This window comes from Streptosporangium sp. NPDC004379 (assembly GCF_042873875.1).
GTDB lineage: Bacteria > Actinomycetota > Actinomycetes > Streptosporangiales > Streptosporangiaceae > Streptosporangium.
The window spans coordinates 120,168-132,615 of sequence record NZ_JBIAMC010000002.1; the positions used below are offsets into that span (position 1 = coordinate 120,168).

The 12,448-nt window shown below is 70.4% G+C and carries 10 protein-coding genes; 7 read left to right on the forward strand and 3 right to left on the reverse strand.

All coding sequences use genetic code 11. The features are described 5' to 3' along the window. Window positions 1-46 precede the first annotated feature (46 nt). From ACFYSC_RS04620 to ACFYSC_RS04630, 3 genes are all read right to left on the reverse strand, one after another. The gene (locus ACFYSC_RS04620; RefSeq protein WP_362943854.1) at window positions 47-784 is read right to left on the reverse strand and encodes a succinate dehydrogenase/fumarate reductase iron-sulfur subunit; all 738 of its coding nucleotides are present in this window, start codon (window positions 782-784) and stop codon (window positions 47-49) included. Window positions 785-860: 76 nt separating this feature from the next. Next, window positions 861-2,789 carry a fumarate reductase/succinate dehydrogenase flavoprotein subunit gene (locus tag ACFYSC_RS04625; protein ID WP_389956620.1) on the reverse strand — a complete coding sequence of 643 codons (1,929 nt, stop codon included), beginning with the start codon at window positions 2,787-2,789 and terminating at the stop codon, window positions 861-863. A gap of 82 nt (window positions 2,790-2,871) precedes the next feature. Further along, entirely contained in the window at window positions 2,872-3,633 is a 762-nt protein-coding gene (locus tag ACFYSC_RS04630; protein WP_389956622.1) for a succinate dehydrogenase cytochrome b subunit, read from the reverse strand. Window positions 3,634-3,829: 196 nt separating this feature from the next. Between ACFYSC_RS04630 and ACFYSC_RS04635 the strand changes: the two genes are divergently transcribed. The 7 genes from ACFYSC_RS04635 (at window position 3,830) to ACFYSC_RS04665 (ending at window position 12,367) form a co-directional block, all read left to right on the forward strand. Further along, window positions 3,830-4,762 (forward strand): LysR family transcriptional regulator, encoded by a 933-nt coding sequence (locus ACFYSC_RS04635; protein WP_389956625.1) that lies wholly within the window; start codon window positions 3,830-3,832, stop codon window positions 4,760-4,762. A 378-nt stretch (window positions 4,763-5,140) separates the two neighbouring features. After that, complete coding sequence (locus ACFYSC_RS04640) at window positions 5,141-6,355, forward strand: PP2C family protein-serine/threonine phosphatase (protein ID WP_389956627.1); 1,215 nt, start codon at window positions 5,141-5,143, stop codon at window positions 6,353-6,355. Further along, on the forward strand, window positions 6,355-7,938 hold the full coding sequence (locus tag ACFYSC_RS04645) for an ATP-binding protein (RefSeq protein ID WP_389956629.1): 1,584 nt from the start codon (window positions 6,355-6,357) through the stop codon (window positions 7,936-7,938). Before ACFYSC_RS04640 ends, ACFYSC_RS04645 begins: the two co-directional genes overlap by 1 nt. Beyond that, window positions 7,931-8,380: a response regulator gene (locus ACFYSC_RS04650; protein ID WP_362943864.1), complete on the forward strand. Its 450-nt coding sequence runs from the start codon at window positions 7,931-7,933 to the stop codon at window positions 8,378-8,380. The genes ACFYSC_RS04645 and ACFYSC_RS04650 overlap by 8 nt, the downstream gene beginning before the upstream one ends. 536 nt (window positions 8,381-8,916) lie before the next feature. Further along, the gene (locus ACFYSC_RS04655) at window positions 8,917-9,705 is read left to right on the forward strand and encodes a hypothetical protein (RefSeq protein WP_389956632.1); all 789 of its coding nucleotides are present in this window, start codon (window positions 8,917-8,919) and stop codon (window positions 9,703-9,705) included. A gap of 9 nt (window positions 9,706-9,714) precedes the next feature. Next, window positions 9,715-11,604 carry a fumarate reductase/succinate dehydrogenase flavoprotein subunit gene (locus ACFYSC_RS04660; RefSeq protein ID WP_389956635.1) on the forward strand — a complete coding sequence of 630 codons (1,890 nt, stop codon included), beginning with the start codon at window positions 9,715-9,717 and terminating at the stop codon, window positions 11,602-11,604. 1 nt (window position 11,605) lies between these two features. Beyond that, window positions 11,606-12,367: a succinate dehydrogenase/fumarate reductase iron-sulfur subunit gene (locus ACFYSC_RS04665; protein WP_362943871.1), complete on the forward strand. Its 762-nt coding sequence runs from the start codon at window positions 11,606-11,608 to the stop codon at window positions 12,365-12,367. Window positions 12,368-12,448: the final 81 nt, after the last annotated feature.

Below are 12,448 nucleotides of genomic sequence, written 5' to 3' on the forward strand. Positions count from 1 at the left end.
CCCCGGCCGTCGTGACGACGACCGGGGCCCGCCCTGTCGCGGGGACCTACTTCGAGGCCCGCAGGTAGTCGCGGTTCATCCGGGCGATGGTGTCCAGCGGGATGCCCTTGGGGCAGACCGCGGTGCACTCGCCGGTGTTGGTGCAGCCGCCGAAGCCCTCGGCGTCCATCTGCTCGACCATGGCCTTGGCGCGGGACTCGCGCTCGGGCTGGCCCTGCGGCAGGAGGCTGAGGTGGGTGATCTTGGCGGCGGTGAAGAGGGATGCCGAGCCGTTCGGGCAGGCCGCCACGCACGCGCCGCAGGCGATGCAGGTGGCCGCGTCGAAGGCGTCGTCGGCGTCCTCCTTCTTCACCGGGACGCTGTGCGCGTCGGGCGCGGACCCCGCCGGGACGGAGATGAAGCCGCCGGCCTGGATGATCCGGTCGAACGACGAGCGGTCCACGACCAGGTCCTTGATCACCGGGAACGGCGCGGCCCGCCACGGCTCGATGGTGATGACCGCGTCGTCCTCGAAGTGCCGCATGTGGAGCTGGCAGGTGGTGGTGGCCACCTGCTCGCCGTGCGCGACACCGTTGATGACCATGCCGCACATGCCGCAGATGCCCTCGCGGCAGTCGTGGTCGAAGGCGACCGGCTCGTCGCCCTCCAGGATGAGACGCTCGTTGAGCACGTCGAGCATCTCCAGGAAGGACATGTCCGGGGAGACGTCCTCCACCCGGTAGGTGACCATGCGGCCCTTGTCCTGGGCGTCCTTCTGGCGCCAGATCTTCAGGGTGAGGTTCATGCCCGCGGCTCCTCGTTTTCGCTCACTCGCCCGGCGCGGGCGTGGACGACGTCGCCGTGCTCGCCGGCCCGCCGAATCACTTGTAGCTCCGCTGGGTCATCTTGACGTACTCGTACTCGAGGGCCTCCCTGTGCAGGATCGGCCCCTCCTCGCCGTGCTCCCAGGCCGCGACGTAGGCGAAGTTCTCGTCGTCGCGCAGCGCCTCGCCGTCGGCGTCCTGCGACTCGGCGCGGAAGTGGCCGCCGCACGACTCGGTGCGGTGCAGGGCGTCGAGGCACATCAGCTCGGCCAGGTCGAAGAAGTCGGCCACCCGGCCGGCCCGCTCCAGCGCCTGGTTGAGCTCCTCGGCGGTGCCGGAGACCTTGACGTTCTTCCAGAACTCCTCGCGCAGCTCGGGGATCCGCTCCAGCGCCTTGCGCAGCGACTCCTCGGTGCGCTCCATGCCGCAGTAGTCCCACATGAGCTTGCCCAGCTCGCGGTGGTAGGAGTCGGCCGTACGGGTGCCGTCGTTGGTCAGCAGCCGCTCGATCTTCCGGCGCACCGCGGTCTCGGCCTCCGCCACCGCGTCCTCGTCGACCTCCCCGTAGGGGCCGTTCGCGAGGTAGTCGCCGATGGTCGTCGGCAGCACGAAGTAGCCGTCGGCCAGGCCCTGCATCAGCGCCGAGGCGCCCAGGCGGTTGGCGCCGTGGTCGGAGAAGTTGGCCTCGCCGATCACGAACAGGCCCGGGATGGTGGACTGCAGGTCGTAGTCCACCCACAGGCCGCCCATGGTGTAGTGCACGGCCGGGTAGATGCGCATCGGCTGGGTGTACGGGTCCTCGCCGGTGATGCGCTCGTACATCTCGAAGAGGTTGCCGTACTTCTTCTCCACCGCGTCGCGGCCGAGCCGCCTGATCGCGTCGGCGAAGTCGAGGTAGACGCCCAGCCCGCCGGGGCCGACGCCGCGGCCCTCGTCGCAGACGTTCTTGGCCGCGCGGGAGGCGATGTCACGCGGGACCAGGTTGCCGAACGCCGGGTAGATGCGCTCCAGGTAGTAGTCGCGCTCGTCCTCGGGGATCTCCGAGGCCGGCCGGGCGTCGCCCTTCTGGAGCGGCACCCACACGCGTCCGTCGTTGCGCAGCGACTCCGACATCAGCGTCAGCTTGGACTGGTAGTCGCCGCTGACCGGGATGCAGGTCGGGTGGATCTGGGTGTAGCACGGGTTGGCGAAGTAGGCGCCGCGCCGGTGCGCCCGCCAGATCGCCGTGGTGTTGCAGCCCTTGGCGTTGGTGGACAGGAAGAACACGTTGCCGTAGCCGCCGCTGGCCAGCACGACCGCGTCGGCGGTGTGCCGCTCGATCTCGCCGGTCACCATGTCGCGGACGATCACGCCGCGTGCCCGGCCGTCGGCGACGATCAGGTCGAGCATCTCGTGGCGGGTGTGCATCTTGACGGTGCCGGCCGCGATCTGCCGCTCCAGCGCCTGGTAGGCGCCGAGCAGGAGCTGCTGGCCCGTCTGGCCGCGGGCGTAGAAGGTGCGCGACACCTGGGCGCCGCCGAAGGAGCGGGTGTCCAGCAGGCCGCCGTACTCGCGGGCGAACGGCACGCCCTGGGCCACGGCCTGGTCGATGATGTTCACGCTGACCTGGGCCAGGCGGTAGACGTTCGACTCGCGGGCGCGGAAGTCGCCGCCCTTGACCGTGTCGTAGAACAGCCGGTAGATCGAGTCGCCGTCGCCGCGGTAGTTCTTGGCCGCGTTGATGCCGCCCTGCGCCGCGATGGAGTGCGCCCGCCGGGGCGAGTCCTGGTAGCAGAACGACGTGACGTTGTAGCCGAGCTCGCCGAGCGTCGCGGCGGCCGAGCCGCCCGCGAGGCCGGTGCCGACCACGATGACGTGCAGCTTGCGCTTGTTGGCCGGATTGACCAGCTTGGCGCTGAACTTCCGCTTCTCCCAGCGGTCCTCGATGGGACCCTCGGGAGCCTTGGTGTCGCGGATCGGCGCGCCCTCGGTGTAGTTCATGGTCATCTCTCGCTCACCGTTCCTCGTTCACCGCGCTGGGGACAGTCCTGCCGTGCGGCCCGCGCCGCGCCCGCCGTACGGGTCCCGCTCACTTGACGATCCCGGCCATGACGCCGGCGGGGACCGCGAGGAAGCCGAGGACCATCACCACGGCGATCGTGACGGCGACCGCGTTCAGCGTCCGGTAGCTGCGGCGACCGGCCCGTCCGAGGGTCTGGAAGGCGCTCCACAGGCCGTGGCGCAGGTGCTGGCCGACCGCGAGGACGGCGAGCACGTAGAACAGCGTCACCCACCAGCGCGAGGGGGCGAAGCCCTCCACCAGCCGCTCGAACGGCGTGCCCGCGCCGCCGGCCGGGTTGACCGTGCCGAAGGTGAGGTCCAGCAGGTGCCAGATCAGGAAGAAGAAGATCGCGGCGCCGCCGTAGCGCATGAAGTGGATGGCGTAGCCGCCGGCCTGGGACCTCCGCCGGACCGCGTACTTGACCGGGCGGGCCCGGCCCGCGCGCCGCGCCAGGGAGACCGCCGCCCACACGTGCAGCGCCAGCGCGACGACCAGCACGACCTCCAGCCCGGTCAGCAGGACGCGGTGCGGGAGGATCGGCTCGCCGAGGGTCCGCAGGGAGGCGGCGTAGGAGTTGAACTCCTCGGCGCCGAGGAAGCTCTTGAGGTTCCCGATCATGTGGACGACGAGGAAGAGCACCATGACGGCGCCCGTGACGGCCATCACGGCTTTCTTGCCGTTGGAGGAGCTCAGGAACCCGCCGCGCCTCCTGGCCGTCTTCTTGGCGGCGGCGTCGCCGGGGGGATTGATCGACGCGGTGGCGGAACCGCGCTCAATGGTGGCAGTCACGGATGCGACGCTAGGCACGGGGCCTTTCCGCCGTCCAAGTCATCGTGAGCCTCGTTTCCATAGCCCGCGGCTATCGGCTCTGCGTCGGCGCAGGTTGAGAGCGCGCATCCGGCGGCGGGGTGCGAGTAATCTCACATCGTCCCCCTCCCAGGGGGCCACCCCGGATCCGCCCCCGGGGCATCCGTACGCTAAATGCGTGCAGCTCCAGCAACTCGCCTACTTCGTGGCGGTCGCCGAGGCACGGCACTTCACCCACGCCGCCGAGCGGATGCGCGTCGCCCAGCCCTCGCTGAGCAAGCAGATCAAGGCGCTGGAGGCCGACCTCGGGGCGCCGCTGTTCAGCCGTGCCCGGGGGAACGTCACGCTCACCGCCGCAGGCGAGGCCCTGCTGCCGCTGGCCCGGCGGATACTGGCCGACGCCGACACCGCGCGGCGGGAGGTCGCCGAGCTGGCGGGGCTGCGCCGGGGGAGGGTACGGCTCGGCGCCACGCCCTCGCTGTGCGCCGGGCTGATGGCCGACGCCCTGGCGCGGTTCCACCGCGACTACCCCGGCATCGAACTGCTGGTGGAGGAGGGCGGCTCCCGCGATCTGGTCCGTGCCCTGGCCCGCGGCCAGCTCGACCTGGCGCTGATCATCATGCCGCTGCAGAGCGACGACCCGGCGCTGGCCACCGAGGAGGTGCTGCGGGAGAACCTCGTCGTCGTCTCCCCCACCGACGCGCCGGTGCGCCGGCCGTACCTGCGGATGGAGGAGCTGCGCGGGCGGCCGATGGTGATGTTCCGCCGCGGCTACGACCTGCGGGAGGCCACGCTCAGCGCGTGCCGCCAGGCCGGGTTCGAGCCGCGGCTGTCGGTGGAGGGCGGCGAGATGGACGCCGTGCTGCGGTTCGTGGAGGCCGGGCTGGGCATCGCGCTGGTCCCGTCGATGGTCCTGGACGGCCGTCCCGGGCTGACCGGCACCCCGCTGGCGCCCCCGGGGCTGCAGCGCACCATCGCCATCGCCCACCGCAAGGACGTCGAGCCCACCCGGGCGGCCCGCGCCTTCCACGACACGCTGCTGTTCTTCCTCGCCGAGGCCGCGCACGACGGCAGCCTGCCCGAGGGGCTGGAGCTGATCACCACCGGCTGAGCGGCCCGGCGCGGTCCGGCACGGTCGGTCCGGCACGACCCGGCGCGGCCCCGGAGCCCTCCCGGGCGCGGGATCGGCGCGGCGCCGCCCCTGCCGGGAACCGGCGCGGCCCCTTCCGAGGCGCCGTCACCCCGGCCGGCGCAACGGAAGTCTCACAACGGCGCAACGGTTTCCCGATCGGCGCGCGCGAGGCGGGCGGGCCGTACAGGATGGGATCCAGGCAGGATGGATGCGGGGCGACGACGGGCGCGCCGGATCGCCGCCGCCCGGCCGGACCGTGAGGGGGCCACCGGGCGGTTGCGAGAGGGCCGCGAGGCCGCGGGCCTGATCATCACACGTTGAGTCCTGGTGTCACACTATTCTTCATACGTTGACAAGGTGCCCCCAATCCATGAAGAGGCGTCCGTGACCGCCCCCTCCAACGACACGCTCACGATCCTCCTCATCGAGGACGACGCGGGCGACGCCTTCCTCGTGGAGGAGCTGCTCGGCGAGTCGGAGAACCCTCATAAGATCATTTGGGCGCGCAGCCTGGCCGAGACCAGGGAGCGGCTCACCCCCGACGTCCAGTGCGTGCTCGTGGACCTCTCCCTGCCCGATGCCAGCGGCCTGGAGGCGCTGGAGCAGGTGCTGTCGATGGCGCCCGACACCGCGGTGCTCGTGCTGACCGGCCTCAACGACACCCACGTCGGCGTCGAGGCCGTCGCCGCGGGCGCCCAGGACTACCTCGTCAAGCAGGACGTGGAGGCCAGGCTGCTGGCCCGCGCGATCAGCTACGCGATGGAGCGCAAGCGCGCCGACCTGGCGCAGCGCAGCCTCGTCGAGGCCCAGCTGACGGCCAAGGAGAACGCCCGCCTCGAACGCAGGCTGCTGCCGGTCCCGCTGCTGGAGTCCGACGGCCTGGACCACCAGGCCCGATACCTCCCCGGCCGCCGCCGCGCCCTGCTCGCCGGCGACTTCTGGGACACCGTTCAGGGGCCCGACGGCGCCGTGCACGTGGTCGTCGGCGACGTGTGCGGGCACGGCCCGGACGAGGCGGCCCTGGGCGTGGCGCTGCGGATCGCCTGGCGGACCCTGGTCCTGGCCGGGCACACCGGCAACGAGCTGCTGCGCACCCTCGACTCGGTGCTGCGCCTCGAACGCAAGTCCCCGGAGATCTTCACGACGCTCTGCATCGCCACGATCGACGCATCCCTGGACCGCGCCCGGATGCACGTGGTCGGCCACCCCCCGCCCCTGCTGATCCGCGACGGAGCGATCGGCGTGCTGCAGGGCACCCCCTCCGGTCCCCCGCTGGGGATCTTCCAGGGCGTCGACTGGTCGGAGATCGAGGTGCCGCTGGGCGACGAGTGGTCGATGCTCCTCTACACCGACGGCCTGATCGAGGCCACCGTGGGCGGCGGCCCCGACCTGCTCGGCACCGAGGGGCTGCTCCGGCTGGTCCACGAGCAGGGCGGCATCCACCTCGACCGGCTCATCGAGCGGGTGATCGAGCTGAACCGCGACGCGCTCAGCGACGACCTGGCCACCGTCCTCATCTCCCGGCCCGGCGGAGTCCCCCGGCCCGGCGGGCAGGAGCGGGAGGAGGCGTGATGAGCGACCGCGGGCGCCTGCGCCCGCTGCCCGTCCCCGAGCCCGCGACGGGCTTCGGCAAGCTCCGGGTCGGCCAGTGGTTCCTGCTCACCGGCGTGCTGATCGCGGTGGCCCTGGCGATCACCGGCCTCTTCGCGGTCGCCTCGATGAAGGACTTCACCCGGCTGCGGGGCGCCGTGGTCGACGTCGTCGACCCCGCGGCGCTGCGCACCCTGGAGATCTCCAACGCGCTGTCCGCGCAGGAGAGCGCCGCGCGGACGTACGGCAGGACGAACGAGGAGCGCTCCCTGCTGGCCTACCGCTCCGCCGTCGCCGACGAGCGCAGGGCGATGGCCGAGCTCGAACGGCTCATGCCCCGCATCCCGGAGAGCGACGCGGTCCGCGCCGAGGTCCAGCGGCTCAAGGACACCGGGGACGCCTGGCGGCGCGACTACGCCGAGCCGCTCATCGCCTCGGTGCCGACCTACAAGACCGAGTCCGCCCAGCGGATGGCGCCGGTCAACGGTGAGCGGTTCACCGAGGTCCGCCGATCGCTGTCCACCCTCCAGACGCATCTGAACCGGCTGCACGACGAGGGGAGCGCCCGGCTGAACCAGGGCTGGTCCGCGCTCTACGTGGCGCTCGGCGTGATCGTCGCCGTCCTGGCCCTGGCCGGGGTCGGCGCGGTGCTGATCGTGCGCTTCGCCGTACTGCGCCCGCTGGCCGAGCTGACCGAGCAGGTCCGCGCGGTCGGCCAGGGAGACTTCGACCACCGCCTCAAGGTCGAGCGGCCGTCGGAGCTGTCGGAGCTGTCCGGGCACGTCGACGCCATGCGCCGCCGCATGCTGGCGGAGTGGCGGCGCGCCTCCGAGGCGCAGGCCAAGCTGGAGGAACAGACCGCCGAGCTGCGGCGATCCAACAGCGAGCTGGAGCAGTTCGCCTACGTCGCCAGCCACGACCTGCAGGAACCGCTGCGCAAGGTGGCCAGCTTCACCCAGATGCTCGACCAGCGCTACGGCGACCAGCTCGACGCCCGCGCCAAGCAGTACATCACCTTCGCCGTGGACGGCGCCAAGCGCATGCAGCTCCTCATCAACGACCTGCTCGACTTCTCCCGGGTGGGCAGGATCGGCGGGGAGATGACCACGCTCGACGCCGACGTGCCCCTGCAGGCCGCGCTGAAGAACCTCGCCGCGCCCATCGAGGAGGCCGGCGCGACCGTGACCTGCGACGAGCTGCCCGTGGTGCACGGCAACCGGTCCCAGCTCACCCAGCTCTTCCAGAACCTCATCGGCAACGCGGTGAAGTTCCGCTCGGAGGAGCCGCCGAAGGTCCGCATCGGCGTGCGGCGCGACGGGGAGATGTGGGAGTTCTTCTGCGCCGACAACGGCATAGGCATCGACGGCAAATACACTGAACGCATCTTCCTGATCTTCCAGCGCCTGCACGGCCGGGACGCCTACGCCGGCACCGGCATCGGGCTGGCCCTGTGCAAGAAGATCGTCGAGTACCACGGCGGCCGGATCTGGGTGGAACAGCCGGAGCCCGGCACGACGGGGACGACCTTCAAGTGGACCCTTCCTACTGGAGAGACCGATGAATGACCTGCGCTGGATCGACGTGCTCCTGGTCGAGGACGACCCGGGTGACGTCCTGCTGACCAAGGAGGCGTTCGAGCTCAACAAGGTCCGGAACAAGCTGCACGTCGTCAACGACGGCGAGCAGGCCATGGCGTTCCTGCGCCAGGAGGGCGAGTACGCCGACGCCCCCCGGCCCGACCTGATCCTGCTCGACCTCAACCTCCCCCGCAAGGACGGCCGGGAGGTGCTGCAGGACATAAAGTCCGACGAGAAGCTGCGGGGCATCCCCGTGGTCGTGCTGACGACGTCGGAGTCCGAGGAGGACATCCTGCGCAGCTACAACCTGCACGCCAACGCCTACGTCTCCAAGCCCGTCGACTTCGACCAGTTCATCAGCGTGGTCCGGCGCATCGACGACTTCTTCGTGACCGTGGTCAAGCTGCCCGGCAGCAACCAGCGGTACTGACCTCTCTCCTCTCTGCCTCTGTCGCGCCCGGCCGGCGCGGGGCCGCCGCGCGTCGCGGCCCCGCGGCCCGCCCGCCGTCCTCCCGGGCGGCCCTCCCGTACGGCCTTCCGGGTGCCGCCTCCCGTGCCCCCGCGCGGCCTTCCGGCGCCGCCTCCGGTCCGCTTCCGGCGCCGCCTCCCGTGCCCCTCCGGCCCCTCCTCCGGACGCCCACCTGCTGATCTTCACCGGTCCCGCTCCGCCGCTCTGCGGGCCTCTCAGCCGCCGTCCGCCGTGACCGACGATCTCCCCACGTCCCGCCTTCGCGGGCGGTCTTGACTGGCCGGTGACTCCTTCCTGACCAACGTGACAGGAATCACACCGAGAGTGGGAAAATGTGAGTGACCTTTCTCACACAACCCCCGGGCCGCGTCGTAACGTATCCCCCACCAATACGCGCGCGCACGCTGAGCCGGCGCGACGACGACCCGCGGTGCGCCGCACAACTTAGATCACCCGGACCCCCGGCAGCAGGGTTCGCGGGAGGTGGAAGGTCGACGATGACCCAGACAACGGCCGAGAACACGGCCAGAAGGCAACGTGCGCAGATCAAGGAACGCACCCTGCGGACGGACCGGTGGTGGCGCTACCCACTGGTCACCTTCATCATCTTCATGGCGTTCCTGATCTACGCCACATGGGCGATCTTCGATAAGAGCTTCTTCGTCTCCCCGTACCACGCGCCGTTCGCCTCCCCGTGCCTGGCGCAGGCGACCTGCCCGGAGGAGGCGCGGCTGTTCGGCTTCGCGCCGTTCGGCGACTGGTACACCCTGCCGCCGGGCCTGCTGATCCTCGGCCTGCCCGCCGGGTTCCGCTTCACCTGCTACTACTACCGCAAGGCCTACTACCGCGGCTTCTGGCTCTCGCCCCCGGCGTGCGCGGTGGGCGAGCCGCACGGCCGCTACACCGGCGAGTCCCGCTTCCCGCTGATCCTGCAGAACATCCACCGCTACTTCTTCTACGCGGCGATCGTGATCGGCCTGATCCTCGCCATCGACGCGGTGAAGGCCCTCATCGGCAAGCCGTTCGGGCTCGGCACCTGGATCCTGATCATCAACGCGGTCTTCATCAACCTGTACACGCTGTCGTGCCACTCCTGCCGGCACATCACGGCGGGCCGCCTGAACCACTTCTCCCGGCACCCGCTCCGCTACCGCGCCTGGGGCTTCGTCTCCAAGCTCAACGCCAAGCACCAGGAGCTGGCGCTGATCTCGATGTTCACGGTCATGGGAGCCGACCTGTACGTCCGGCTGGTCGCCAAGGGCATCGTCAACTTCCCGTTCGCATAAGGATCTGCTGTGGAAATCGAGCGTCACGAATACGACGTCGTCGTCATCGGCGCCGGCGGTGCGGGACTGCGGGCGGCCATCGAGGCCCGCCAGCAGGGCAAGCGGACCGCGATCATCTGCAAGTCGTTGTTCGGCAAGGCGCACACCGTCATGGCCGAGGGCGGCGCCGCCGCCGCCATGGGCAACGTCAACAGCGACGACAACTGGATGGTGCACTTCCGCGACACCATGCGCGGCGGCAAGTTCCTCAACAACTGGAGGATGGCCGAGCTGCACGCCAAGGAGGCCCCGGACCGGGTCTGGGAGCTGGAGGCATGGGGCGCGCTGTTCGACCGCACCAAGGACGGCAAGATCAGCCAGCGTAACTTCGGCGGGCACGAGTACCCCCGGCTGGCCCACGTCGGTGACCGTACCGGCCTGGAGATGATCCGCACCCTGCAGCAGCGGGTCGTCGCCCTCCAGCAGGAGGACGAGCGGCGGCACGGGGACGCCGAGGCGTACATCAAGGTCTTCGCCGAGTGCACGGTGACCCGTCTGCTCAAGGACGGCGACGCGATCTCCGGCGCCTTCGGCTACTGGCGGGAGAACGGCAGGTTCGTCCTCTTCGACGCCCCGGCGGTCGTGCTGGCCACCGGCGGCATCGGCAAGTCCTACGTGGTGACCTCCAACTCCTGGGAGTACACCGGGGACGGCCACGCGCTGGCGCTGCTGGCCGGGGCCAAGCTGATCAACATGGAGTTCATCCAGTTCCACCCCACCGGGATGGTCTGGCCTCCGTCGGTCCGCGGCATCCTCGTCACCGAGTCCGTCCGCGGTGACGGCGGGGTGCTGAGGAACTCCGAGGGCAAGCGCTTCATGTTCGACTACATCCCCGAGGTGTTCAAGGACAAGTACGCCACCACCGAGGAGGAGGCCGACCGCTGGTACGGCGACCAGGCGAACAACCGCCGTCCCCCGGAGCTGCTGCCCCGTGACGAGGTGGCCCGCGCCATCAACTCCGAGGTCAAGGCCGGTCGCGGATCGCCCCAGGGCGGCGTCTTCCTGGACGTCTCCAGCCGGCTGCCCGCCGCCGAGATCACCCGGCGGCTGCCGTCGATGCACCACCAGTTCAAGGAGCTGGCCGACGTCGACATCACGAAGGAGCCCATGCAGGTCGGCCCGACCTGTCACTACATCATGGGCGGCGTCGAGGTGGACGCCGACACCGGCCAGGCGTCCGTCCCCGGTCTCTTCGCGGCCGGCGAGGTCTCCGGCGGCATGCACGGCTCCAACCGGCTCGGCGGCAACTCGCTGTCCGACCTGCTGGTGTTCGGCCGCCGCGCGGGCGCCGGGGCCGCCGCCTACGTCGACGGCCTCCGGACGCGGCCCAAGGTCGCCGAAGACGCGGTGGAGGCGGCCAGGACCGAGGCGCTGGAGCCGCTGGAGCGGTCGGGGGAGAACCCCTACGTGGTCCACCAGGAGCTGCAGCGGACGATGAACGAGCTGGTCGGCATCATCCGCAAGTCCGAGGAGATCACCGAGGCGCTGGAGGCGGTGGGCAAGCTCAAGGAGCGGGCCCAGCACGTCGGGGCGACCGGGAGCCGGATCTACAACCCCGGCTGGCACCTCGCCCTCGACCTGCGCAACATGCTGCTGGTCTCCGAGTGCGTGGCCAAGGCGGCCCTGCTCCGCGAGGAGAGCCGCGGCGGCCACACCCGTGACGACTTCCCGGGCATGTCGGCGGAGTGGCGCCGCAGGCTCCTGTCCTGCGCCCTGGCCCCGGACGGCTCGGTCACGGTGGAGGAGAAGGTCCAGCCGTCCATGCGCGACGACCTGATCAGGCTCTTCGAGCTCGACGAGCTGAAGAAGTACATGACGGACGAAGAGCTGGCCGGTCTCGACACGTCGGTCAAGGAGTGACATGAGCTACAAGGCGAAGTTCCGCGTGTGGCGGGGCGAGGGCGGCGAGGGACGGCTGGAGGACTTCACCGTCGAGGTGAACGAGGGCGAGGTCGTCCTCGACATCATCCACCGGCTCCAGGCCACCCAGGCGCCCGACCTCGCGGTCCGGTGGAACTGCAAGGCCGGCAAGTGCGGCTCCTGCTCCATGGAGATCAACGGCAAGCCCAAGCTCGGCTGCATGACCCGGATGTCCACCTTCACGGAGGACGAGACGATCACCGTGACGCCCATGCGGACGTTCCCGGTGATCAAGGACCTGGTCACCGACGTCTCGTTCAACTACCAGAAGGCCCGGGAGATCCCGTCCTTCACCCCGCCTGCGGACGTGAAGCCGGGCGAGTACCGCATGCAGCAGATCGACGTCGAGCGGTCCCAGGAGTTCCGCAAGTGCATCGAGTGCTTCATGTGCAACAACGTCTGCCACGTGATCCGCGACCACGAGGAGAACAAGCCGGCCTTCGCCGGTCCGCGCTTCCTCATGCGGATCGCCGAGCTGGACATGCACCCCTACGACGTGGCGGACCGCAAGGACTCCGCGCAGGAGGAGCACGGCCTCGGCTACTGCAACATCACCAAGTGCTGCACCGAGGTCTGCCCGGAGCACATCAAGATCACCGACAACGCGCTGATCCCGATGAAGGAACGCGTCGTCGACCGGAAGTACGACCCGCTGGTCTGGCTCGGCAACAAGATCTTCCGGCGTTCCGACACGAAGCGGTGACCGCCTCCCCCGGCGGATGACCGCTGACGGCGGTGTCCGCTGACGGCGCCGGCCACGCCCCCGCGTGGCCGGCGCCGCCGC

Bases quoted from the DNA above. Each gene is read 5' to 3' on its own strand.
- ACFYSC_RS04620 (WP_362943854.1), bottom strand. From the start codon at position 784: ATGAACCTCACCCTGAAGATCTGGCGCCAGAAGGACGCCCAGGACAAG.
- ACFYSC_RS04625 (WP_389956620.1), bottom strand. From the start codon at position 2,789: ATGACCATGAACTACACCGAGGGCGCGCCGATCCGCGACACCAAGGCT.
- ACFYSC_RS04645 (WP_389956629.1), top strand. From the start codon at position 6,355: ATGAGCGACCGCGGGCGCCTGCGCCCGCTGCCCGTCCCCGAGCCCGCG.
- ACFYSC_RS04650 (WP_362943864.1), top strand. From the start codon at position 7,931: ATGAATGACCTGCGCTGGATCGACGTGCTCCTGGTCGAGGACGACCCG.
- ACFYSC_RS04655 (WP_389956632.1), top strand. From the start codon at position 8,917: ATGACCCAGACAACGGCCGAGAACACGGCCAGAAGGCAACGTGCGCAG.
- ACFYSC_RS04665 (WP_362943871.1), top strand. From the start codon at position 11,606: ATGAGCTACAAGGCGAAGTTCCGCGTGTGGCGGGGCGAGGGCGGCGAG.